Annotated in this window: 22 protein-coding genes; 7 read left to right on the forward strand and 15 right to left on the reverse strand. The window is 39.6% G+C overall.

All coding sequences use genetic code 11. The features are described 5' to 3' along the window. Positions 1-39 precede the first annotated feature (39 nt). The 11 genes from K348_RS0101645 to K348_RS0101695 all read right to left on the reverse strand — a co-directional run bounded on the left by K348_RS0101645 (position 40) and on the right by K348_RS0101695 (position 7,607). The gene (locus tag K348_RS0101645; protein WP_029902284.1) at positions 40-276 is read right to left on the reverse strand and encodes a hypothetical protein; all 237 of its coding nucleotides are present in this window, start codon (positions 274-276) and stop codon (positions 40-42) included. Positions 277-295: 19 nt separating this feature from the next. Further along, complete coding sequence (locus tag K348_RS0101650) at positions 296-700, reverse strand: N-acetylmuramoyl-L-alanine amidase (protein ID WP_029902286.1); 405 nt, start codon at positions 698-700, stop codon at positions 296-298. Continuing rightward, positions 687-1,157 (reverse strand): phage holin family protein, encoded by a 471-nt coding sequence (locus tag K348_RS0101655; RefSeq protein ID WP_156032711.1) that lies wholly within the window; start codon positions 1,155-1,157, stop codon positions 687-689. The genes K348_RS0101650 and K348_RS0101655 overlap by 14 nt, the downstream gene beginning before the upstream one ends. A 93-nt stretch (positions 1,158-1,250) precedes the next feature. Next, on the reverse strand, positions 1,251-1,475 hold the full coding sequence (locus K348_RS0101660; RefSeq protein ID WP_029902289.1) for a hypothetical protein: 225 nt from the start codon (positions 1,473-1,475) through the stop codon (positions 1,251-1,253). Continuing rightward, positions 1,475-3,385 carry a hypothetical protein gene (locus K348_RS0101665; RefSeq protein WP_051697492.1) on the reverse strand — a complete coding sequence of 637 codons (1,911 nt, stop codon included), beginning with the start codon at positions 3,383-3,385 and terminating at the stop codon, positions 1,475-1,477. Before K348_RS0101665 ends, K348_RS0101660 begins: the two co-directional genes overlap by 1 nt. Further along, positions 3,363-3,620: a hypothetical protein gene (locus tag K348_RS0101670; RefSeq protein WP_029902291.1), complete on the reverse strand. Its 258-nt coding sequence runs from the start codon at positions 3,618-3,620 to the stop codon at positions 3,363-3,365. The genes K348_RS0101665 and K348_RS0101670 overlap by 23 nt, the downstream gene beginning before the upstream one ends. After that, positions 3,617-4,021, reverse strand: a complete 405-nt coding sequence (locus K348_RS0101675) for a hypothetical protein (RefSeq protein ID WP_029902292.1) — start codon at positions 4,019-4,021, stop codon at positions 3,617-3,619. The genes K348_RS0101670 and K348_RS0101675 overlap by 4 nt, the downstream gene beginning before the upstream one ends. A gap of 25 nt (positions 4,022-4,046) precedes the next feature. Then, the gene (locus K348_RS0101680; protein ID WP_029902293.1) at positions 4,047-4,622 is read right to left on the reverse strand and encodes a hypothetical protein; all 576 of its coding nucleotides are present in this window, start codon (positions 4,620-4,622) and stop codon (positions 4,047-4,049) included. A gap of 116 nt (positions 4,623-4,738) precedes the next feature. Then, the gene (locus tag K348_RS0101685) at positions 4,739-5,278 is read right to left on the reverse strand and encodes a hypothetical protein (protein ID WP_029902294.1); all 540 of its coding nucleotides are present in this window, start codon (positions 5,276-5,278) and stop codon (positions 4,739-4,741) included. Positions 5,279-5,389: 111 nt separating this feature from the next. Then, the gene (locus K348_RS0101690) at positions 5,390-6,331 is read right to left on the reverse strand and encodes a hypothetical protein (protein WP_029902295.1); all 942 of its coding nucleotides are present in this window, start codon (positions 6,329-6,331) and stop codon (positions 5,390-5,392) included. Positions 6,332-6,431: 100 nt separating this feature from the next. Beyond that, positions 6,432-7,607, reverse strand: coding sequence for an XkdF-like putative serine protease domain-containing protein (locus tag K348_RS0101695; protein ID WP_029902296.1), 1,176 nt, complete (start codon positions 7,605-7,607; stop codon positions 6,432-6,434). Positions 7,608-7,912: 305 nt separating this feature from the next. On the opposite strand from K348_RS0101695, the gene K348_RS0101700 reads away from it, so the two are divergent. The 5 genes from K348_RS0101700 (at position 7,913) to K348_RS0101720 (ending at position 12,583) form a co-directional block, all read left to right on the forward strand. Beyond that, entirely contained in the window at positions 7,913-9,127 is a 1,215-nt protein-coding gene (locus K348_RS0101700; protein WP_197027612.1) for an ATP-binding protein, read from the forward strand. A gap of 10 nt (positions 9,128-9,137) precedes the next feature. Beyond that, the gene (locus K348_RS0101705; RefSeq protein ID WP_029902299.1) at positions 9,138-9,977 is read left to right on the forward strand and encodes an RloB family protein; all 840 of its coding nucleotides are present in this window, start codon (positions 9,138-9,140) and stop codon (positions 9,975-9,977) included. An 80-nt stretch (positions 9,978-10,057) separates the two neighbouring features. Next, positions 10,058-10,801 carry a hypothetical protein gene (locus tag K348_RS0101710; RefSeq protein ID WP_029902301.1) on the forward strand — a complete coding sequence of 248 codons (744 nt, stop codon included), beginning with the start codon at positions 10,058-10,060 and terminating at the stop codon, positions 10,799-10,801. A gap of 170 nt (positions 10,802-10,971) precedes the next feature. Next, entirely contained in the window at positions 10,972-11,808 is an 837-nt protein-coding gene (locus K348_RS0101715) for a hypothetical protein (RefSeq protein ID WP_029902303.1), read from the forward strand. A gap of 1 nt (position 11,809) precedes the next feature. Next, positions 11,810-12,583, forward strand: a complete 774-nt coding sequence (locus K348_RS0101720; protein WP_029902305.1) for a hypothetical protein — start codon at positions 11,810-11,812, stop codon at positions 12,581-12,583. Here the strand turns inward: K348_RS0101720 and K348_RS0101725 are convergent. The 3 genes from K348_RS0101725 to K348_RS0101735 form a co-directional block, all read right to left on the reverse strand. After that, positions 12,580-14,994: an outer membrane beta-barrel family protein gene (locus tag K348_RS0101725; RefSeq protein ID WP_029902307.1), complete on the reverse strand. Its 2,415-nt coding sequence runs from the start codon at positions 14,992-14,994 to the stop codon at positions 12,580-12,582. The two genes, K348_RS0101720 and K348_RS0101725, sit on opposite strands and share 4 nt — an antisense overlap. Before the next feature lie 235 nt (positions 14,995-15,229). Continuing rightward, complete coding sequence (locus K348_RS0101730; RefSeq protein WP_051697494.1) at positions 15,230-16,336, reverse strand: DUF4932 domain-containing protein; 1,107 nt, start codon at positions 16,334-16,336, stop codon at positions 15,230-15,232. Positions 16,337-16,368: 32 nt separating this feature from the next. Next, positions 16,369-17,100, reverse strand: coding sequence for a TlpA disulfide reductase family protein (locus K348_RS0101735; protein WP_029902310.1), 732 nt, complete (start codon positions 17,098-17,100; stop codon positions 16,369-16,371). 181 nt (positions 17,101-17,281) lie between these two features. On the opposite strand from K348_RS0101735, the gene K348_RS0101740 reads away from it, so the two are divergent. Then, a complete protein-coding gene (locus K348_RS0101740) occupies positions 17,282-19,051 on the forward strand; it encodes a WG repeat-containing protein (protein ID WP_029902312.1) in 1,770 nt (589 codons plus the stop codon). A gap of 1,649 nt (positions 19,052-20,700) precedes the next feature. After that, positions 20,701-21,369, forward strand: a complete 669-nt coding sequence (locus K348_RS0101755) for a hypothetical protein (RefSeq protein ID WP_156032713.1) — start codon at positions 20,701-20,703, stop codon at positions 21,367-21,369. A 47-nt stretch (positions 21,370-21,416) separates the two neighbouring features. Here the strand turns inward: K348_RS0101755 and K348_RS0101760 are convergent, their stop codons facing one another. After that, positions 21,417-23,510, reverse strand: coding sequence for a hypothetical protein (locus K348_RS0101760; protein WP_029902320.1), 2,094 nt, complete (start codon positions 23,508-23,510; stop codon positions 21,417-21,419). Positions 23,511-23,609 lie beyond the last annotated feature (99 nt).

Here is a 23,609-nt window from a genome sequence, read left to right on the forward strand (position 1 = left end):
CTGAGATATATTTATCGAGGACGCCTCCCGATCCCCCTCTCAGAAAAAAAGAGCTTCATTGAGCTTTTCATCCACATTCTGCGGAGTCAGTACTTCCCCGTTGAGTTCTATATCTTCTATTCTTTCGGATAGAAATGTGCGACGCGTGCTCACATGCTGTAATATGACCGTATCGTCACTTGCAATGATATAATCTACCGAGTTAAAAGGTTTTTCGTACTTATTGTCTCCTGTTACAAAAGTAACGTTCTTTGCATTTGTTGTGATTTTTAACATGATTGTTTGTTTTTATTGATTAATATCTGAATTCTTTCTTCACATCGAAACAAGGGCAGGCTTTTGCTGCAAATTCGTTATGTCCGTAAACTCTTGAGCCGGGATACTTAGCTTTCAGATCGTTAACTAAATTTATCAGTGCCCTTTTCTGATTTGCCGTCCGCGTATCCTTCGGCTTGCCACTTTTGTCCAACCCGCCGATATAACATACACCTATCGACGTGGCATTCTGTCCGAGGCAGTGCGCCCCGATAAGCGACTCGTCGCGTCCCTTATGCACAGAGCCATCGAGATAAACGACATGGTGATAACCTATTTTGGCAAAGCCACGCTCTTTATGCCAGCAGTCGATATCTTCGGCTGTGAAATGCTGCCCCTCCTTTGTGGCGGAGCAGTGAAGAATTATTTTATCAATCTTTCTCATTTTCTTCGTTATTTTCCAGTTGTTTTTTAACAATGTCGGTGATTCCCTTTATCAGGTCGTCTTTGTTTTCGAGGATCGTGGTAAGTTCTTCGATGCTTCTCCCAAACCGTTTCTTATCCTTATCGTGCGCCTTCTCCAGTATCGATTTGGCTTCGATAAAGATCAGGAATCCTGCAGCAATAAGCGTCACATAGGGTTCTGCATAGAAGAACATGCCTATGCAGTCGAACATAAAGGCAAACAGCATCAGGGCATAGTACAGCACAGCTTTAGTTACTGTTCGCCTTAGCCCATACGATGTACGCACCTCGCCCCTCTCTTTAGCCTTGCGCCAGCCGCTCACCAGATCGAGCGATATGGCAATAGCTACCAGCAGCCACATAATGGCTACAATGGCAAGCTTGATGCGCAGGGTAACAAAGTCTTCGGTAAGGAATGATTCTATGATTAGTAACACGTTATTATAATGATGAATTATAAGTTATGAATTATGAATTGTTTAGATAACTGCCTACCCCAGCTATATAGCCGGAGCAGGCGGTAGTTAGTTTCAGAGAAATGTAGCCCAGTTCCGTCCTGCAGGGCTGGTATCAATAGATATAACACTTATTCGCGGTATTTCGCTGTCTTCAGCATTCTGTTTTTCTACCATTACTAAGGATATACCGGATATTTCGCTGTCTTCGGCATCCGATTTATCTATTAAAACAACATTTAGCTGTTTATCTGAAATATCAGCTCCCTGTGGTGGTAATCCATTTTCCAAATCTGCCATTATGTTATAGGATTAAGTGTAGTTATTTTCAATCTTAATTGCATATAGCTTCCTTTAATCGGAAAAGCAGGCAATAAGCCTCCGGCAGAGCCTTTAATCTCATTATAAAAATCCGGATGTCCCGATGCAATATATTTCCCATCCCTTTCCTGCATTTCTACGGCTATACTGGAATTATTTTTCATGATACATCTCGGATCTTCAGGTATTACATCAAACCATTTAGGCTTTTGCTCATTTTGCCAAAAGGAAGCATCCGTAATTTCCTGAGTAGGATTATCATAATCTTCTCTCCAACATCTGCGCAAATGAACATTGCTTCCCGTAGGAATAGAGAAATTCAGCACTCCTTTTACCAAAAATGAGCCGCCAACAGGATATCTTTTTCCATTATAAATAACAACATCTGTAGCTATGGCATCTTCCCGATCGGAATTATGCTGTACGTAATACCAATAATTTTCCTGTAAGGTACCTGTCGTTATTTTTGATGAGGGAACCTTTCTTACTATACGCATTTGAATCGTTTGCGCCACAGTTTTATCTGTTATTTCATAAACTGCTGCATTTCCCTGAATGTCAGAAAACATTGTCTTACCCGGAATACCTCTGAATAGGTTATTCTTTGATGTAAGATTTGTGGTATAAGTAACTCCATCATATGTAATTGAAGCCGGCAATTTATTCGAAGACCTTACAATATAATCTCTGGCTGTTCCATCCTCGTAAGGTATTATAGATGTAACCGGTCCGGATAAGGAAGGAGTGTTATCAAGAAAAACCCCATATTCTACAGGCAGATTATTTACTATATTTATCTTATTTAATTGTTGTTTACCCCCCAGATATATAATATTTGATGTCACGTAAGCGGTACAAGGATTGGTGATATCAATATCAGAACTGAAAGTAAAAGAATCAGTATCAATATTGGCTTTATCATTTGATCCTGCAGGCGTAATACTGTTAGGAAGAGTCATATCTGTGGAAATCCTGACATTCAATATTCGGGGTTCATAATAACCCAAAGTTATATACCGCCTTTTCTCAAAAGCATGAATCATTGAATCATTGAGTACAACTCCGTCCAATGCAGAGTCTTTAGAAAATATCCAACGGCCAACAGCCAGTTCTTCGTCGAAATCTAAAACAGAAGAGGCCGTTATATTTTCTTTTGTACATCTATTTACAAATTCATCTCGAAAATCCGATTCGGTAGGATTGGATATTACATTATTATCTGAATCGGTAGGTAGAAGTGGACTAAAATCAGCTTCTTTCCCTATCTTGAAACGACAATCATTAAATCCGATATAATTTTTCTTATACGAATCTATTAATGCCTGCGTTACAACCACATCACATTTGTCTACTAAATTCAGGTTTCCGGAGGGAATATTCATTCCTTTGACACCTGTATAAGAACATCTTTGCCCTGAATAGTCAGGTATTCGAAACAAGCATTTATTGTAAATCAGGCTCCCAGCATCCTTTTTACTGAATAATCCGTTTATTTCACAATTGGTGAATGTCCATGATACCGTTCTCATATTGCCGGAAGAATCCTGAGTTACAGCGCCCACAGTCATATCTTTCGCTTCAAAAGTTGTTCCGTAAATGCTGCCGTAGTTTACATGCATAATACCGGTTAATATTGTCTTATTAATACCTGCACCTTGCATTTTATGATTTACAGTGTTCCCTACTGTGGGTGTAAAATTTATGTGATGTTTTCCTCCACTGAAAACAAATACAGTAGATGTGTCGGTTGAAAGTCTGCAAGATGAATTTGCCGGATAATCCCTTGTTCCGAGCGTACCAATCCCCATATTCGATATATAGAGTACTTTATATAATTTTTCCGCATCTAAATTATTCAGATAATATTTATCCTTCCATGTCCATCTCATAGTCTGTCTGTTTTTTAGTTATAATTACTCTACCGCTCTTCAATACCAGTATATTGTAGTTTTCTACATCTGCCGAATCAGTTTCATATCCTCCAATCACATTTCCGTTTTCATCTGTTGTTTCTACATATCTGTGATCTTCATAAAGACTTTTAAACTCTTTTGGCTGCTTATCAAAAAACACATTATCGTCTACCAATAATGTCATATCGTTTTTCTTTATTTCATATATCATGGTAATTCTGCTTTAGCGTAAATGAATAAATAAGCTGTTTCTTCCTCTTTTTCAAATTCAATAGAGAATCTTACCTTCGTGCATTTATCAATTTTTTTATTTACATGAGCAAGATCTGTAAATTTTTCATCACCAATTGTGAGTGCTTTCACATTTAGTGGATCTACTTTATAGATAGTCATTTCTTCCCCAATAAAGATTTCTATTTCTTTATTTTCCATCGTCAGGGCGATGCGCCGTTCGAGTTGCATCCTTTCTAAAGTATCGAACAGGCAACTGCCCGATTTCATCACTCCGCCTTTTTCCTCTTTCGCACCAAATACATAAAAACCCTTCGGGTCGTCTATTAAATTCAGTTCCGATAATTTTACGGGGTCTAATTTTCTTGTATCATTAGCCATTTCTTTATGATTTAGTTATTTGTTTTTATTGCTTACCAGTTTCTTCTACCAGCATGGCATATTTGTTGTCTTCGGTCATCACTATGCGCCTGTCTTCAGTCCCCAATACAGGAATAGTATTGAAGCGTGAGGCATCTGTTTCGAAAAGCGGATATACAGAACTCTTACTTATAGTTATCTGGTATCCTGCCGTTTCTCCCGTTTGCCCTGTTATCTGCGAAAAGTTGAGAGAGGCACCTCCATCGCTGCCGAAGCAATACATCAATCCCTGCGATGTACGGAAAGCTACCAGATGCTTATTGGCAGCTGCCAGTAACAGACCCGATGACTTCTCGCCACTCAGTGTATTTACAAATGTGGTCAACGTCTGCTTGTACACATCGTTCTCCTGCATTTCGGTAAAAGTGCTTTCGTTGACGGCGCCGATCTCCACAAAAGGCGTTCTTACCGATATCCTCTCCACATAGCATTTGTCGAACAAGCCTCCTTCTACAAAATAATATGTTTCAAAATCGCGTATATCTAGCAGATAGATATTGGTTATCCCACCGGGATTGTAATCGCAGGTATGGGTTATATTTTGTAATAATCTGCAAGTCATTAGTTTTTTTAGCATTTAGCTATTAACTCATAGCCAATAGCAGTTAATAAATAGATTAAGCCGTCAGCGAAAGCCCTTGGGGCTACAGGCCAACGACTATAAGCTAAAATCTGATATTACGGTGTTGTCACTGTCTTATCTGCCACTGCAGCGATTACATTCTCGTCTTTTAAGAGTTGCGCCATGGAGATTTCTGTTCCGGCCATAGTCACAGTCCAACCGAAAGCATCGGCATCGGCTGCGCCCGATGCATAGTTGAATGCTGTAGCACTCAAACCATTGTAACGGCCAAGCATGATAGCGCGGTTCGACTTGTCTACCACAACAACTGTGTACTTACCCAAGCTCAACGCCAAGTCCTGATTTAGCAGTTCGTAATTGTAGTTGCTAATGGTAAAGTTTACGGTGTGGGTACGGTATTTACCACCATTGCCGTTTATTGCAAGTTCGTCGGAAAACGAGGCTGTATTGTCGGCAAAGTCGATACTGTAGGCTTTTGCATCGCCAGCAAGTTCTATTTTCTCAATCCCGCCGTCGGTATTTGGTGTATACTCGTTTTCGGGATCATAGTTGATAAGATATACTGCTTTGATACCAGCTACCGTGTAGTGGCAATTATCTTTTGTAATATTGGAAGCTAATTTACATCCTGACATAGTCTTATTTTTTAATTTGTTAATTTGAATATTAGCATATTAGCAAATGCATCGTCTGAATATTATTTTCATTTGCTAATTTTCGAATTTACTAATTGAATATTTAATTATTTATTTACTGTAGAACACCACTTCGTCTTCGAACGGAATAGCAAAACCTAAGCGTAGACGTCCGTCAATGAAGATTTTGTTATCCTGCGGCGCAGCGAATTGTCCGAGGCGGATTTCTTCCAGATCGCTCAACAGGTCTGTTCCAAGCAGGAAGTTCGATGCTTCGGCTACTACCATGTTATTATCGCCGATACCTTTCACCGGAACGATTTCAGCGCCGAGGTATTTCACTACATCATTTTCTACGATGAAGTTCGGATTCACAACCACATTTGCACCGAACACACCGCCCAAAGCGATTTTCACTTTCAGCAAAGTAGCATATGACACGTAAATATTCAGGCTTTCCTTTTCAAGTCCGGCAGCAGCAACATCTTCGGGAAGTGCGGCAAATGCCTTACTGATTTCGTCCAGTACATTGTCTTTTGTAAGGGTTACGCCTGCTAATTTTACCGCTTCCGCACTGTCGGTCAAAACTTTGATTACTCCGTCGAAATCATTGCTGTTTGCTGCACTGTCGCCGTTGAAGATTTTAGCTTCTATTTCGCCACTCAGTTCATTAGCCAAAAGAGCCATTGTTGCTTCTTCGAGAGAGTCGGGCAACTCCTGATTTTTTGCACCGGGACCCATCATCCAGATAGTGCGTTTACGCTCTAGGTCGTCGAGGCACTGTTCAAGATTGATTTTGTAAGTCTTTACCTTCAGTTCCTTTTCGCTCAGTTTGGCTATCTGTTTAGGATCCCATGCACAGTCGCGCGAATCGGCCTGCAGGATGTTTCCGGCAAGGTCTATAAGGTTGAGCTGTGTAGATTCCTTCACGCCGATAATCGGGGTGATTTTTCCTTTTTCGATAAGTTTGCCACCGAATACGGCTTTTGTAAACCAGTCCATATTTGAGGACGGCTGGTAAGTCAGTGACGAGATGTCATAAATGTTTGCCATTTTTTTATTGATTTAAATTGGGTTATTATTATTTTTTAAGCTGTTAGCCATTAGCTGATGGCTGTTAGGTGTTTTTAAGCTAATAGCTAAAGGCTACAAGCTAACGGCTTTTACGTTGTATAGTCTGATTAAGCACCATCGCCATACGTTCGGCAGTAGTCATTTCGCTTACATCTTTCGATATATTAGACAGCTGTACGGCAGGACGTGCCGACGGAGTTTTGCGGCGCATTTCTTCTACCTGCCCTTTGGTGTCTTCGAGCATACCTTGCGCTTCCTGCAACGCTTGTGTAAGTGCATCGATAGTCTGCTGCATCTCGGCAATCTTGGCTTTGAGCGCTTCGGCTGTTTTCGGGTCGAATTCTGCGAGTCGGTGACGTGCCTTGTTGCGACGGAGTGTTTGCGGAGCTTTTGTTTCTTCCGGTTTGGTTTTGTTTTCGGAAGCTTCGCGGGTTTCTATAAATTGCCCTTGTTCGTCCACTACAAGCAGGTTGCCGTTTGCCAGCTGATGTTCACCGGCAGGCATCTGTTCGCCGTCGAGCGTGGCAAAGCCGTCTTCGTCGACATAGGCCTCTGTGCCGTCGGCCAGTACGAACACGACGTAAGGCACGCCGCTGGTAGTGGCATCGGCCTTTTTCACCGCCTCGATGTCGAGCAACAGGCTGGCCAGACGGCCGAGCAATGTTTGTTTCGGTTTCTTTTTGTTCATTCTTACATTCATTTGATTTTTAATTTTGGAAATATCCGGTTGTTGATTGAAGAAACCTTCCAAAGAGAAGCCTTTGACGTGGCCGGTCACCACCTCTGTGTTCCAATATTGCTCGTCCTCGACCTTGTAGCTGCACATCAAGGTCCCTTTGGGAAGGTCTTCAAATCCTAATGCTTTCGATTTGTCGGTCTGCGGGTCTTCCACTATCCATAGTTCGGTGAGGTAGTTGCCCGAGAGTTGAGTCTGATGCTGGTGCGTAGTATTGTGCAGGGCGATGCCTGTACGCATCATTTTATGTGCGATTTTCTCTATCTGTTCAGCCGAGAAGCGGATGTAGTAGTCGCCCAATTCGGGGCTGGTGCGATAGATCAGCTGGTCGGGTTTGAGTACTACGCCTGTGAGTATACGTTTCTTGCTGTCACGGTTGAGGAATACTTTGGCAGCATCGCGTTTCAGTGCTACGAAATCGACCTCATTGGCCGGACAATCGACAAACGATATGGCGCAGATGCCTGTCATGTCGTCTTCGTTGTCGTCTATAATGCAGTTGTAGATAGGTAAGTTCATAGATTCTCTGCTTTTTTTAAGGTATAGATAATTGAGTTGGGGAAAAATGCAGAGTTGGGGGAAATAATTTAGAACATGTTAAGATTTATGAAATACTTTATCTATGATGTGAAAAATTCACGTGAAAAACTCACGGATAAAGAATTAATTATATATTTGCGCAATATTGCACTTAATCAATTACTTTTTGCATTATGTTATTAAAATTAAAAGTCAAAAATTTCCTTTCTTTTTACGAAGAGGTTGTCTTCGACATGTTCCCTAACCCTAAGCGCACTACTTTAGATCATCATGTTTATACAAATATGGATGTACCTTTATTAAAACAGGCGGCTTTGTATGGTCCTAATGCTTCTGGAAAGTCTAATTTATTGAAAGCAGCAGATTTTATTTTGAATTTCGCTTATAATGAGAACTTTCTTGATATATCGGATACCAAAATAAAAGATGTTAAGTTTGCATTAATTGAAAATAATAATAACCCTATATACATATCTATTGAATTTTTCATAGAAGGAAATTATTTTATCTATGAAATTGAAATTAATAATAGTAGCGTTGAAAAGGAGGCATTATATATATCGGGCATCGGAAACAATGATAATAAAGTTGTATTTGAACGTTGTAAAAAAGAAATAACAACTGGCACTAAAATTAATAAAGACATTAAGGAAGCTGTAGATAAAATGATAACAGATAATCCTTTTTCATCTATCCTTTCCTTGAATAATAGATTTCCAATAATCAAAAATGAAAAAGCTAAACTTGCTTATAAGTGGTTTTCTGAGAAAATGGATGTTTTACCACTAAATAGGGATGTGCCAAGGCTTGTGAATCTTTTTGCTGAGAATCATGAGATGTTGATTTTTGCAAATCATCTCATTTCCAATATTGGTTTAGGGGTAGATGCAATTGAAGTAGAAGAAAAAAATATAATTGATTTATTAAATGAAAACTCCGAATTGTATGAAGAAATTTCAGGCTATTACAATGAAAAAATAAAAACAGGAAAAGCAGATGGATTTTCCATTACTAGAGATAAGAAAATATTTATTTCTGTTGAAAAGATAGATGACGAACCTATTGTTAGAAGATTACTATTCAGACAATTAGGATTGGATAATTACGTTGGAAAATTAGGTCTTCATGAACAATCCGATGGTACAGCTCAATTACTAGATTTAATTCCAGCTTTGTATTACATAGTAAATGAGCCATGTGTTTATTTCATAGATGAAATTGAACATAGCATACACCCAACATTGGCTTTTGCATTGCTTAAATATCTTTCAAATACCACAACAAAAGGGCAGCTTATCTATACTACACATCAAACAAAATTGATGGATCAGAAAGAACTTTTGAGGCCCGATGAAATTTGGATAACTGAAAAGCATCAAGGAAATTCAGTACTCTATTCACTAAATGATTTTAAAGAACACAATTCAATTAATCTTGAAAATGGATATTTAGATGGTCGTTATGGAGGTATTCCCGAAATAGAGGATCTAGGATCATAAATCGAATACTATGGATGAAAAAAAGAAAAATCCGTATTCGAAAGGTGAAGGCTTCCGAGAATTACGAGATGTAAAAAAAACTGATGATCAAAAGATTAATACAGCTCTGGAAGTTGCTGTTGTATCCGCTTCCATTGAAAGTCCAAATGGATATTATAAATCTGAAGGAACTATCGACCAATCTCTTTTTATAATAATATCAGGAGGTGATAAACGAGAAAGAGATTATTTTCATGTATTTAAAGGGGAAGATATTCGAAGTATAAAAAGGTTTCCTCGAATACATATTAAATTTATATCAAAAGACGGACAAGGTTTACATCCGAAACAAATGCTTGATAAAGCTATAGAAGTGAAGTCATCTAAAAGAACTGAGATATTAACGGATAAGTACTTTTTAGTAACTGATGTTGATGAATTTAGAAACGATATTTTAAAGATTATTCCATTATGTAAACAAGAAAATTTAGAACTTATTATCAGTAATTACTGTTTTGAAATATGGCTGTATTATGGAAAATCTAGTACAAAACCGATTAAATATATAATACCAGCAGATAAATCTAAATGTAGCCAAGAGTTTAAAAAATTTGTACATGAAGAATCAAATGGTGGAATTGATTCAAGAAAAGCCATTTTTGATATAGAAAATGCAATAAAAAACTCTGAAACTAATTACGAAGAGGATGAAGAAGGTATACCCCATATTTTTTCAACCACTATGCATAAACTTGCGAAAGAAATGTTTATTTTTATTGGTGATGATTTGAAAAAATATATTGCTGCACAGAAAGAAAAAGAAGAAAATTTCAGAAAAAGATATATTGCAGCTTCAAAAACTCTGGAATAATCATTCCGGAGTTTTTTTCACCCCTCAAAATAATTAACTAGCTTTAGCCCACAAAACTAAAACACATAAAACAAACTCAAATGAAACACTTATTATTAGCGATATTTTTCCTCTCCGCCACTTTCATTTACAGTCAGGATAACACTACCGATACACAGGCACAGCTGGACGAACTCAACAAAGTGATAATGAAAGCCAACCAAGAAAAAGCTCCCGGCAAAAAAGACAATAAGAAAAAAGATAAATCAGAATACACTTTCTACGACTATTATGCAAGAGCTTTAACCGCCAAGAATAACAAAAAATACGAAGACGGCATTTATTATTACAGGAAAGCGACCGAAGCAGACGGCTTCGAAGGGATGAGCAAAAAAACACGCATGTATTCTTATTTCAACTGGGCTTATTGTTTGTATAATATAGCCGTGAATGATGAGAGCATTGACTTTCACAAGGAAGCGATTGACAAATATGCCATAGCTCTTTCTATCGACCCCGACTATTCTCTGACCTACAATAATATAGGCGCTTCGATTCTCGATCTTGCTGTTCTGAATAAAACATTGGAAAAAGAGAAAGAGATAATAGACGCTTACCTGCAGAAATCATATCTGCTGGGTGAAAAAGTATATTCAGTCTATAATCTCACCCGTCTTTATTCTTTATTGAACGAGAAAGATATGGCTTTCAAATGGTTTGAAAAAATGGTCAGAGATACCGACAGGACAAGATCTACAATAGATTCGTACCGGTCACTGGACAACCTGCGCAATGATCCATATGATCAACGATATGAGAAGTTGCTGGAAAAATACCGCAAATAGGCCAAATCAAAAAAAATATCAATTTTTTCTACCCTGTTTTATGGAATATTTGTGAAAATATGCTCCATATAATATAAAACAAATATAAATCGATATATTTGTAGTAAGGGGGATGTGCGTCGGACTGTTTTTGACAGCGCATTTTGTGAATCTACATAATACTGAAAGACATGGTGAAATATGTAAAATATCCCATATTCTCCTTGATAATCCTCGCGACTGCCGTAGGATTACTCTCTTCTGTATATGAAAATGCCGCTGTAAAGGAAACCCGCCGATTCAATGCCGACACATTCCGCGAGACAGGATACAACGATGACGAATTGAGCTTGTTCTGCGATGTGGCGTTTATGCATGAGAACGTCCGTGTACGCAAATGGAACAGGGATATAAAAGTGGAGATAAAAAATATAGCAGACCTTTCGCAAAAATCAATAGATGAAGTAGATTCTGTAATTGCCATACTTGCACCTTTAATTGCCCCATTGAAAATGGAACGCGTAAACAGAGGTGGCAACCTACTCGTATACAGGCGGGTACCCGAAGTTATCTCTAATAAGCTGCCCGAATCGGTCTGCCTCAACGGACTGTCGAAAGTAAACCGCAAATCATCCTATTCGTGGGCAATAAATTTTGCCATGGTATATGACGGCTGCAACTCCAATTCGCAAACGCTGATGCACGAATTTCAGCATGCACTGGGGCTGGATCACCCGATTAAAATATACCCGTATTATGTCACTATCGGCAGGTCGGTAATACCTCAGTTCTTCCGTTCGCAGGACGAAGTGAGGGCTATGCTTCGTGAACCGTTCTATATCTCAAAGGAAGAAAAGACAGTATTGAAAATGCTTTATTCATCGGAAATAAGACCGGGGTTGCATGTAGAAACTTTTGCACAGAAAATGGGCTTCACCGACGAAGAACGTAAACGCATGATACCGGATGTGAACAAGCGCCCTCGGATTATTATCTATCCTGAGGAAGAGAAATTACTTCGAAAATAAAATGCGCAAAGGCTATATAAAATATGTTGTAATAATCTTCATAGTAGCACTTACCGCATTAGGTGTAACAGCCGATTTTCACCGTCAGTCGGAAGACAGGCGCATACAGGAATTTGATGTTGAAAGGTTTCGAGAAACAGGATACACCGACGAAGAACTAAGCCTCTTCTGCGATATAGCATTCAATCGCGACGGCGAACGCATCCGCAAATGGGAAACTGATCTGAGGGTAGAAATCGAAAACATTGCGGAACTCGGAGATGAAGCCGTTGACGAAGTAGATTCGGTGATTTCAATACTACGACCATTAATAGCGCCGCTGAAAATAGAACGGGTTTCGGAAAAAGGAAATGTTATAGTCCACAAGAATGTAGAATTGACTCTGATAAATAAACCCCGACAAAAACCTACTTATACCAATGGCATTGCCCGCATCAACGAAGCCACGGATCATTCGTGGAATATAAATTTCGCCCATATCTACGACGGGCCTACAACCGGCACTCAGACGCTGATGCATGAATTTGAACATATACTCGGATTGGAACACCCGATGATGCTTTACGAGTATTATCTTACCATTGGCCGTTCGTCTATCCCGCAGCATTACAGCGCTTACGGCGATTGGTTCCGTTTCCACAGGATGCCGTATTATATTTCGCCACGGGAAAAAGCGGTGATAAGGATGTTGTATTCTCCCGAGATAAGATCAGGATTGAAAAGGGATGAATTTATTAAAAGGATGGGGATAGAACTCCCCGCCTCCCCTATTTAATGGTTCGTTCCCTCAAACAAATCATGATTTTCCCTACTTTGCCCGTTCTTCACCTTGAAGTTGTTGAACGTATAGCTGAGGCTTAACGTTACCAACGGATAATTAGGACGTATACGCGTCACCGACTTCAGATTGGATGTATTGATATTGCTCACATAACGCGCCGAGTTGAATACATCGCGGAACGAAAGCGTAGCATTCAGCTTACGGCTGAGCAATTGCTGACGCACCGCAAGGTTTATATACCAAAACGAATCCGTTTTGCCCTGCGTGGTCACAGACGGGCCTACGAAGTTGCCGTCGAGCTGTATGCGGGTATATTTGCCTGCATCGTATGAGTTGTTGAGCGTAATTTCGTAGTTGTTGCTGGTTTCGTCACTTCCTCCACTCAGTTTATATTCATTCTCCACTTTGTAATGGTAATAGCTTCCGTTCAGGTTGATACCCCACTTGCGTGTGGCCTGTACCTGCGCGCTGATTTCAACCCCTGTAGAATAATCGTGACCGACGTTAGCCATAGAGTCCAACGTCACTCCCGCTTCGAAAGGCACACGCAGGCGTTCTATCTTATCTTTGCGGCTGCGATGAAATACCGAAGCCGAAAGCACATGTTCACCTATATTCTTTTTATAATTCACCTCATATGAATTGATATACTCATTGCGGATATCGGGATTACCAATCTCGGCAGAATAATAGTCGCGATAGGTAATATACGGCTCCATGAAGAATAATTCCGGACGGGTGATACGGCGCGAATAAGAAGCCAGTATCTTGTCGCCTCCGGGCAGGTTGTAACCGAGATGTACCGACGGAAAAAACTCGAATTTGTCGTATGTACGGTTAGCCCATTCTTTCGAACTGCGCAGTACACGGTGTGTATGCTCGCCGCGAATACCGAGTTGGAAATCGAAATTCTTGTAACTGTCGGCAACAATGGCGTAAATGGAATGTATGCCGTATTTGAAATAGAAAGTATTGTAAATATCGTCGCGCCAGTAAAATTCTTTCTTATCGGGATCCCAGAACTGCATGCTGTAGTCGCCGTCTTCGAGGTATGAGAAGTATTGATAGCCTCCCTCAATACGTCCTGTTTCACGATACGGGAATATATAGTCTAGATTGGCACGCATTGTCCAGCGGTGCTCGTCTTCCCATGCGCGGTGCCCCTGCTGGCGTTCGCCCTGACGGTTGAACAGGTCGCTCTGAAAATATTCCATGGCGTCACCGCCGTATTTGAGGTAATAGCTACCTGTCAGGTCGTGACCTTTGTCATTGAATTTGTGAGCAAAGCCGATAGTTCCCTGATAATATGTTTCGTGCAGGTCATAATCGTCCTTACTTATATAGTCGCCATATTCAGCCTGTCCTTCGGCTTTTGTCTGCTCTTCCCTGTAATCGAGATCGCCATTGCGGGTACGTCCTCCGTAACCACCCTGCAGATCGACATTAAAGGTAGTTTTCGGCAATGTATACATCCAGCCTGCCTTGAGTGAGTAGTCGAAGTTGTTACTCTTGCGCGGCCCGTCAGAATCGGATATAGTAGTCACATCGGAAACGATCGTCGTCTTTTCCTGTTTGAATTTACTTTTGCGAAGCCGTTCCATCCATGTACCTCCGGCATACCAGCGCATGGCTTTATCTTGCTTGGTAACGAGAAAGTCCACGCCACGCGACAGCATTGTGCTTCCGGTGAGGTTGACCATACCGCTGAGCCCCTGCTGCGAATGTTTCTTAGTTATGATATTGATAATGCCTACATCGCCCCCCGTATCGTGGCGGGCAGACGGTGTGGTAATGATCTCGATGTTTTCGATATGCCCTGAAGGTATTTGCTCCAATGCCTGCGAACCGCTGAACACACTCGGCTTACCGTCTATATATACTGCAAAGCCGCTGCTGCCCCTGAATGTCACTTCACCTTCGGCATCGACACGTATCGAGGGGGTATTTTCCAATATATCGACGGCCGAACCGCCGCTTGCCAGCAGATTGGCAGACGCTTCGATCACTTTCTTGTCCAGCTTGTAGATTACCTGTCGCTTCTGAGCAACAATCTCTACTTCGGCAAGCCCGTGCTCCAATGGCCTCATGGCTATAATGCCGAGGTCGACCAATCGGTTTGATGCATTGAGTACGATATCTGCACGTGTATACAGGTCGTATCCTACAGCACGCACCAGCAGGGAATATTCACCGTCTTTTATATCCGAGAGGGTAAATTGGCCGTCGGGTTCGGGTAGTGTATTTGCTATGGCTGTTGTTTTTCCTTTTTCTACAAGGATAACATCGGCATAGTCGATAGGTGTATTTTTTTCAGCTTCCACCACTTTCCCTTTGATGCGGGGAACGGTAGCGAATGTAGTCAGTGATAGACACGCGAATGTCAATAAGAATAAAAGGCACTTCATCTTCGTTTATCAAGGTATTTAGTTCAAAACGCTGACAAAGATAATCCGAATACCGAAACACGTATCTTATAATTTATGTACAAATGTTAAAGAAAAAAAACGTGGCAGGGAAATATAATGATTTGTCACGTTTTTTATTCAGCCTGTTGCAAGTATCGATATTTACCGGAAGATAATTGAAATTAATCGTTCTATTATTACTATCAAATTTATCACTCGTTGGATGACCAGTTTGTCAGATTCTTTCCGATAAAGCATTATAAAATTCAGCGAGTTTCGGCATATAACTCTCAAATGTCGGATATGTGTCCCGTTGCTTGTCGTAACTTTCCAGTTCGGAAACAACTTCTTCTATAAAAGAAAGGCCCATCCAGTCTTTTTGCAGTTTTATTTCAGCATCTATCTCCGACTGTGCAAAATCATGGTCTTTCATATACTTGATTACGCAGGCCCTCACTAATGCTTCGTCAAGCAATGTTTTCCAATAGGGGGACATTCCTACCCGATTGCCCTCTTGGCTTTTTAGAGCAGAAAGTATAATCTCTCCGCTTTCCCGAAATGAGTCTATATATTTTTCTGTCAGTGGATCTACATGTGGATGATCCAATTCATGAAGTAATATCAGTAAAGTTGAAGTGTCAAAATTTGGAAATTTCTTATCATATACGGGCATTCCTTCATTATCTGTCTCCCATACACTCATAATAGCATATGCCGTTTTCCTTCCATCCGCAAAATACAAAGGTGGTCCATAACAACTGGCTCCGTTACCTAATCCAATTATTAACGAAAAATTATCAGAAGGTTCTTCTCCAAAGAAGTTACTGTACCAATTCATATCAACCTGTTCGGTAATATAGACAAATCGATCGACGGTTGCATTATATAAATCAGCATTGTCCCTGAAGAATTTATCGAACTCTGTATCTTTGACAAACTGCGGCAGCAACGAAGCAAATTTTTCGGCAGTTTCTTTATTCCACCCTGGATGTACCTCCCAAACTTTACTATTAACATCTGTCAATAGTTTCATGTTATCGTCGAGGCGTATAGCCATTTGCATAACAGCGTCCACATCTGTTCCATTCTCTTTTACAAGCGATCTGGTATACTGTATCAATTCGTGATCTTTGTACTTTCCAAAATATTGCTCAATTCTATCGACATAAAGTTTAAATTCTTGAGAAGAGTACCCCGGCGCTTCCGCCAAACGAAAAACGATTGCTAACAACTCTACCCTTTTGTCAACTATTGGTCTTTCCAAAACAACTTTTTTTTCTTCTTTTACAACGCATGCCTGAAAGCAAAGCGTAGCTAAAATGACTAATAAAATTCTGTTCATGGCCTTTTTTATTTTTTATTCCACCTTATATATCACTTCATATATTTTGTAATCCTTTTTTCGATATAATTACCCTGATTGTATACATAGCCTTCCCACCTGTCCATTACATTGCCATCGGGTGAAATAAGGATAAAATAAGGTATACTTACACCCTTATATTCAGTGAAAACTCCGGTACGGTTAGTTCCACCATCACTCCAGTCCAAATCCTTTATATTATGTTTCTCCGATGCCCGCTTCCATATATCGATATCCCCATCGAGATTGAGGCTCACTACATGTAGCTTATCTTTATATTTTTCTTTGACTTCGTTTATCTGTGGTAAAATTTTAATACACGGCCCACACCACGAGGCCCAGAAATCAAGCAGAACATATTTCCCTTTCAGGTCAGACAGTTTGTGAGCATTGCCGTCGAGGTCTTTAAAGTCGGCATCGATCGCCGGTTGCCACCGGATAGGTTCTTTAAGCAAAGCCGGCAGTAATATATCTTTTATCTTTTTCCCTGCAGGTGTTTTTTTGTCGGCATCGGTCATCCGTGCATAAAGCATAAATACAATTTCCGAAAGCGCGTCGTCCGGGTCTGCGCTTACCTGTTGCGCATAAGGCTCCAGCTTTGTCATCCATTCTTCCGAGACAGGAGTTTCCGTCAATGATTTAAGAACCGGGTCGTCACTACCGGCCATCTGGGCGGCGGCTGTTTGTACTCTTACTACCAATGCAATAGAAAGCAAAATGAGAAGTGTAATCGTTTTTTTCATGATATGATTTATTTCATTATTTCACAAATATAGTAATAATACTAAATATTCGTACAATAGCGTATAAATAATAATCGATTGGCTGAAGAAAAAAAATATGCAGATAGTAAGACTTCCCTTTTTATAAAAAATGTATATTTGCTACTACTTAAAACAAATTGCAACACATCCCTTTACATATATGAAAAACCTCTTACTCATCCTTACAATATTCCTCCCCACAATCTGCATCCACAGCCAACCGGGCGCATCAATCAAACCCGAAATCATACTCGAACGGGAATTACCAGATAGTATCCGCTACGGTACTGTAGATTCGCTGAACCAGACAGTGGTACCATTCATTTACGAGCACCTGACCGTGTTCAACGAACGTTTTTATGCTGCGCGTAAAGGGCAGAAATGGGGACTTATAGACCGCAGGACAGCTCAGGAAAGCACACCTTTCATATACGATATATTCGAAGTGATGCCCCTTAAAAACCGTTTCAGTGATAATATAACCCAATACGGGCATCACGGAATATTACCGGACAGATACCGCATTGCCAGAAAAGACGGACTACAAATACTCATCGATAGCGACGGCAGGGAAGTATTCGGCGGACGCTACGAAATGCCGGGTGCTATCAACGATTCTGTTATCATTGTCCGCATCGACGGCAAGTGCGGACTGATAAGCACCGAGGAGAAAATCGTTTTGCCTGCTGTTTACGATACTATCTGTATGATAAGAGGAAACAGGTTTGCCGAAGTGTATAAAGACGCTAAAAAATCATATTATGATCCTGAGCATAATGAGTTCCTGAGCACTCTCTTTTACGATATCAAAGCAAACATAACCAGACCCCAAGATTATAATTTCAGCAACCACATAGAAGATGAAATTATAGAAGATAAGGAAGGAAAGAAAATCGGCTTGGACGGATTCGACTACTTTATATATAGCGATGAACATAACCTATTCATAGGAAATAAAGGATTCAAAAGTTGCCTGATAAGCCGGGATAAGAAAATGCTGACTCCGATGTACGACAAAATATATTTTATAGAAGGCTATCCTATAATGATAGGCGAAGACAATAAGTTTGCTCTTGCTAATGAAAGGGGTGAGCTTGTCACTCCCTTCTTCGATAATATAAGCAATGAAAGCGACGGCATATTCGTAGGACGTAAAGGCAGGGTTAAGAGCGTCTTCGACAAGAACGGCAAAGAGATATCGCCCGAAACATATTATGAAAAAACGGGCTTACCTATCGAAACCGATTCCGATGATAAACTCTCCTATTTCACAGATCTCAGCGGCAAACGCTTGTCACCGCTTTATCAACAGATAAACCGGCATAACCGCAACCACTATTCCATGTCGGCCAAACGGAACGATTCGTTCGGGCTGGTAACGCTACAGGGCAAGGAAATCATTCCTTTCGATTATGTACATATATCGGGCTTTATAGGAAATGTGGCTTGGGCAACGGCAAAAGGCAGCGACAAGAAAGCGCTGATGGACTATACCGGAAAAATTCTTACTCCGTTCATTTACGAATTTGATGGCAACAATCCGTTTATGGTAGCCGATAATATAATTCCTTATTGCCGCGAGGGTAAATATGGTTTTATGAGCACATCCGACGGAAAGGAAATCACTCCACCCGAATATGATTTTATATCTTTATACGGTCTAGACTTTATCAGGGTAACAAAAGGTAATAAACCCGGACTGTTAAACCGATCCCTGCAGGTAGTAGTGCCCCCTGTATACGGATATATCTTCGAAAGGTATGGAGACTACTTTGTGGTAGGGGATATAACAAGAGACCTGAATATCCGGATGGGCGTATACCATGACGGCAGGCTGATGATGCCGGAGATGTATAAAACCATTACAGTGCTTGGCAGCAATGAATTTGTAGTTACGAAATGCATAAACGATTCTCGAAAAACTAGATAATAACATTAGCGAAAATTACGTTAAATCATCTTAAGTAAAAAGCTAGGTGTCAATAGGTTAATTTAGCATTTTTAATGCGACGTTTTAACACAATATATTTCATTTTTCACATCCAGTTTATTATATTTGTAATACATACAATGGTGTAAGAGATCATAAACTTACTTGGTTAAAAATGGGCTGCCATTGAAAACAATACGGAACTGTAATCCGCGAAATGGCAGCCTTGGCGATTCAATTACGGTCAGATGCACGCCTGACAAACTAAATACTAAAACTAAACTTAATACGGGAAGCGTGCTTACTTTTAATTAAACACTTATATAATCGCCTTAACCAACTTTTTAAACTTCACATTTCGGTTTTTTAGAACAAGGAAGACTTGCAATATTATAGATGTATTGTAAGTCTTTTTTGTGTTGAAAAAGCTACCCGGTAACAAAATTCTTTTATTGCGTCATTTTAACACTAAATATTTTTATTTTTCCCTATTTTGTGCTACATTTGTAATGTAAGTACTGGTTATCAATCATTTTGAATGAAACGAGTCCTTAACTGCCGGGAGCGAGTTCTCGCATTGCAACAAATTTTTCGGAACAATTTGATTAGAGTACATTTTAATCCTTATCCGGCAGGACAAACATATCCTTTTCATTCGTATAACGCTAGTACATCCCACCTTGACTTACTATATAAAACACACATTAGTGTTACTGCGGGCGAGGGCTTGCAATATTTTCATATTGCAAGCCTTCTATTTCTATACATACCAAAGCCTCCCGAAAAAAAAATCTTTGGAAATCAGCACCCGTAACAAAATTTTGAAATCTTGCAAACTTAATGCGTATTTTTAACACAATTTGCTTTCATAAGAAATAATTTATGCATACATTTGATAGAGTAAAACAGGATTTATTAGGTAGGGACAATAAAAAAATACTACTATTAAAAAAAATCTATTTTATCTTTCATTTTTATCTGCCTAATACAAATTTATAAAACTATGCAACCCGTGGGGGCAATTGAAAAGCCTGCTATATCGCCATGTTATTGCAGGCTTTTTCACGCACATACAATCCTTCTCCATTCGCCTGTATCAACAGCTTTAGATATAAAAATAAATTATTGAGTATTTTTTACACAATATATGCTGTTATATCACTGAAAAATGGTATTTTTGTATGTAGACGAAGACAAGAACCGATCAATTGAAGCCTCAATGATCTGCCAGACACTCAATTTTCTTTATGCCCGTATTAATAATATTCAGATTATTAAAGGAACCCGCATGAAAAAAGTGATACAATCTCAAAACCCGGCTTTTAGGTACCGCCTGCTGCAACGGCTTCGGCGCTTCTTCGCTTTTAAGATATAAAGGATGAGGGTAATGAAAATTATCCCCGATTATTCTCTTTCCATCCTTTTAACGCAAATTTATTAAACTAGAGCCTGATTAATCTTTTATAAAAGCCTGCAACTAATGTTACAGGCTTTTTCATTGTGATTATTAAACTTCCGCCCGATTCTTTAGTCTATATTTGTAGGAAGAAGCTGTTAGCCTTTAGCTGATAGTTTTTAGCAAAACGAAGATAAACAAGGCTAATAGCTAATAGCTAATGGCTAATGGCTATCGGCTAAAAGCTAACCATATGAAACAATTTACGCATACATTCGCTAAACTCCCCCTACGGCAGCTGAGGGGCTTACTATCCCTGCTACTTATCCTGTCCCTCACCGCCTGTGGAGACAAGGACGACCCCTATAATCCCAAACCAGAACCGCCTGTAACACCCCCTACCCCGCCTGTGGAAAAAGAGAATATCGTCTTCAACTTCGACGGCAACATCATCCGTGCGGGAAAGACTACTGCAGGTGATGCGGTATTCAATATCGACGGCGATTATATCCGTGCGGGTGGAAGCACAACGGGCGACATCGTCTTCAACGTAGACGGCAAGCTGATACGTGCCGGAGCGGAAAAGACAGGCGATGTGGTCTTTAATATCGACGGGGATTATATACGCGCTGGGGAAAAGCCTGACGGGGATATTGTGTTTAATAGGGATGGGGTGTTTGTGAGAGGGGGAGAGGATGAGGTAAGTGGAGTTGTATTCAGGATGATAAAATGGTTAGATGATGATTATAAAATATATCAAGGAAATAATAAATCTGGTCAGCCAGTATTCAGGATGATAAAATGGTTAGATGATGATTATAAAATATATCAAGGAAGCAATAAGTCTAGTCAATCTGCATTCAGAATGATAAAATGGTTAGATGATGATTACAAAATATATCTCGGAGGTAATTATTATTAGTATTTTTTCATTACTGGGGATTTATCATCCCCAGCAAACAAAAATAATTATATTCCCGACCAGCCGTCTACATGTACTACTTCATCCTGTGCCCGAATAATATCTGTAACTGCTACTTTCGGCGCAATCTTTATAGATTTAATTGCATCTATCAAGGCTTCATTATCAATAGAAGAATTTGGTTCTATAGCAGGTACTTGTCCGCCTGATTCGAATTGGCGGCGGAATGGCGGTTCATATCCTTGTGATGTTTTGGCAAAGAAACCTGTCATATCAGCGGCTGATAGTTCTTTGCGTTGGGAGTTTATATAGCGTACCAAACCCAGATTTTTACTAGTCGATTCGCGGTTTACGACATACTCGCCACCTTCCACTTCTATATTTGTACCCTCTATGCGCATACCGCCTTGTGAGTGACGTTTGCCATTTAGCATGCCGCCGTCTTCGAGTTTGGCTAATTGGGCGGTCATTTTAACTATCTGTGCAGCACCAATAGCAGCATGTATTGCAGCTATTGCCTGTCCAATAAAAGGCCCTGCTGTTAAGGCTTTAGTAACTGCTGCTGCCACATCTGCTGTCGCTTCTACAATTTTTCTACCCAGTTCTATTTTTTTTCTATCTCTTTCGGCTTTTTCTTTCTTTTTTTGTTCCTTTTCCTTTTGTTTTTCTATTTCTTTTTCTTTAGCAAGATTATCTTTTTCAGCCTGCTCTAGTTTCTTAAGTTGCTCTATTTCATAATCGGTCATTTGCTTACTGCTATCAGCCTGCTTATATCTCAGCATTTGCAATTCAGCAGAATAACCTTCTCTGTTTTTAGCTACATTAGCCTGTTCCTCATCTAATTTTTTTATTTCATTATCAATATCCTCAACTTTGGGAATAAACTGGTCTGCAAGCCAATCTGCACCTTTACCAAATTCTTCTTTAAATTTCTTATTCTTTTCAGATAGTTCTTTAATCGTTTTTTGACTAACGTCCACATAATCTTTTAATTGCTGTATACGCAGTCCATTTTCTTTTTTCGATACTTCAGTTGTCGTCTTCTCTATCTTCGCTATTTCAACAGCATACATTGCCATTGTATTTTTCTTTTCATTCTGTACCTGTTTCAGGTTATCGGCATCGTTCTTATTCAATGTCTCCAATGCTGCGAAATATAATTCAGCATCTAGACGTGATTTTTCAAGTATTTTTTTATACTCCGCTAATTGAGTTTTTGCTGCTGTAATATTTTCCTTTGTCAATGCAATATCGGTTATTCCTCCATTTTTTTTATTTTCGGCTACCTTAGCGGTTATTTCCGTTATAGCATTATCTATAAATGTTGTGGTAGTTGATAATTGTGTTTTGGAGTTTTCCGTCAATTTGTTGTTCATATCTTCATCGATAGCCTCTATACGTTCGGCTTTTGATTTCTCCAGTGCTACACGCTCTTCAATTGATTTAGCCTGCTCTATAGCTGTATCGTAAGTTGTACGGGCTTTTTGTTTCTCCAGTTCAGCTGCTTCCAGAATAAGGGCTTTCTGCTTTTCATAGGCATGCCCCATAGTACTTATTGTTTCCTTTGCTACGGCTGTCATCGCCTCTTTACGCTTCTCATAGTTTTCCTTTACAGCTTGCAGTGTCGCATCATCCGAATTTTTAATGAACTCAGCTCTCTTTGACTCAAGTTCTGTTACATCTATGTTCGCAGCTTTATTCCTGACAATAAGTTCGTCTATACCCTTCAACTGCTCTTTCTGCCTTTTTTTTCCTTTTTCAAGTATCTTCTTTTCCTCTTTATCATAGAATTCATATAATTTGGTCATTGAAGTTTTTTTGTCGCCCAATGCAGTGATTTCAGCCTGAACATTCTTCATTTTCAGCACATTGGTTTCCAAATCGCTTTTAGCCATTTTCCTATTCAACTGATTTATCCTTTCCATATCGGGGATGATATGCTTAACAGATGCGACCATCACTTGGTCTAATGTTTTCAGGCTGTCTGTAGCAGGATTCAATACATGCTTAAAAGCTTCGCTTATTTCTTTAAAATTATAAAGAGTATCTTTCGATTTATCTTTTATTTTATCCAGATTCTTATAAACAGGTTCGAATCCTTCTCCTTCGATTGTTAATTTTAGTACTTTTTCTGTTGCCATAAGTTTTTTACTGTATAGATAAATCTCTACAAATTTGATTGTGATTATTAAACTAAATTCAATTTTAACAGTCTATATTTATAGCATGAATTATTAATA

The sequence above is a fragment of the Prevotella sp. 10(H) genome, from assembly GCF_000711235.1.
In the GTDB taxonomy this organism is placed as follows: Bacteria; Bacteroidota; Bacteroidia; order Bacteroidales; family Dysgonomonadaceae; genus Dysgonomonas.

Excerpts from the sequence above, each read along its gene's own strand:
- K348_RS0101645 (WP_029902284.1), bottom strand. The coding sequence starts at position 276 with ATGTTAAAAATCACAACAAATGCAAAGAACGTTACTTTTGTAACAGGA.
- K348_RS0101650 (WP_029902286.1), bottom strand. The coding sequence starts at position 700 with ATGAGAAAGATTGATAAAATAATTCTTCACTGCTCCGCCACAAAGGAG.
- K348_RS0101660 (WP_029902289.1), bottom strand. The coding sequence starts at position 1,475 with ATGGCAGATTTGGAAAATGGATTACCACCACAGGGAGCTGATATTTCA.
- K348_RS0101665 (WP_051697492.1), bottom strand. The coding sequence starts at position 3,385 with ATGAGATGGACATGGAAGGATAAATATTATCTGAATAATTTAGATGCG.
- K348_RS0101670 (WP_029902291.1), bottom strand. The coding sequence starts at position 3,620 with ATGATATATGAAATAAAGAAAAACGATATGACATTATTGGTAGACGAT.
- K348_RS0101675 (WP_029902292.1), bottom strand. The coding sequence starts at position 4,021 with ATGGCTAATGATACAAGAAAATTAGACCCCGTAAAATTATCGGAACTG.
- K348_RS0101680 (WP_029902293.1), bottom strand. The coding sequence starts at position 4,622 with ATGACTTGCAGATTATTACAAAATATAACCCATACCTGCGATTACAAT.
- K348_RS0101685 (WP_029902294.1), bottom strand. The coding sequence starts at position 5,278 with ATGTCAGGATGTAAATTAGCTTCCAATATTACAAAAGATAATTGCCAC.
- K348_RS0101690 (WP_029902295.1), bottom strand. The coding sequence starts at position 6,331 with ATGGCAAACATTTATGACATCTCGTCACTGACTTACCAGCCGTCCTCA.
- K348_RS0101695 (WP_029902296.1), bottom strand. The coding sequence starts at position 7,607 with ATGAACTTACCTATCTACAACTGCATTATAGACGACAACGAAGACGAC.
- K348_RS0101700 (WP_197027612.1), top strand. The coding sequence starts at position 7,913 with ATGGATGTACCTTTATTAAAACAGGCGGCTTTGTATGGTCCTAATGCT.
- K348_RS0101705 (WP_029902299.1), top strand. The coding sequence starts at position 9,138 with ATGGATGAAAAAAAGAAAAATCCGTATTCGAAAGGTGAAGGCTTCCGA.
- K348_RS0101710 (WP_029902301.1), top strand. The coding sequence starts at position 10,058 with ATGAAACACTTATTATTAGCGATATTTTTCCTCTCCGCCACTTTCATT.
- K348_RS0101715 (WP_029902303.1), top strand. The coding sequence starts at position 10,972 with ATGGTGAAATATGTAAAATATCCCATATTCTCCTTGATAATCCTCGCG.
- K348_RS0101720 (WP_029902305.1), top strand. The coding sequence starts at position 11,810 with ATGCGCAAAGGCTATATAAAATATGTTGTAATAATCTTCATAGTAGCA.
- K348_RS0101725 (WP_029902307.1), bottom strand. The coding sequence starts at position 14,994 with ATGAAGTGCCTTTTATTCTTATTGACATTCGCGTGTCTATCACTGACT.
- K348_RS0101730 (WP_051697494.1), bottom strand. The coding sequence starts at position 16,336 with ATGAACAGAATTTTATTAGTCATTTTAGCTACGCTTTGCTTTCAGGCA.
- K348_RS0101735 (WP_029902310.1), bottom strand. The coding sequence starts at position 17,100 with ATGAAAAAAACGATTACACTTCTCATTTTGCTTTCTATTGCATTGGTA.
- K348_RS0101740 (WP_029902312.1), top strand. The coding sequence starts at position 17,282 with ATGAAAAACCTCTTACTCATCCTTACAATATTCCTCCCCACAATCTGC.
- K348_RS0101755 (WP_156032713.1), top strand. The coding sequence starts at position 20,701 with ATGAAACAATTTACGCATACATTCGCTAAACTCCCCCTACGGCAGCTG.
- K348_RS0101760 (WP_029902320.1), bottom strand. The coding sequence starts at position 23,510 with ATGGCAACAGAAAAAGTACTAAAATTAACAATCGAAGGAGAAGGATTC.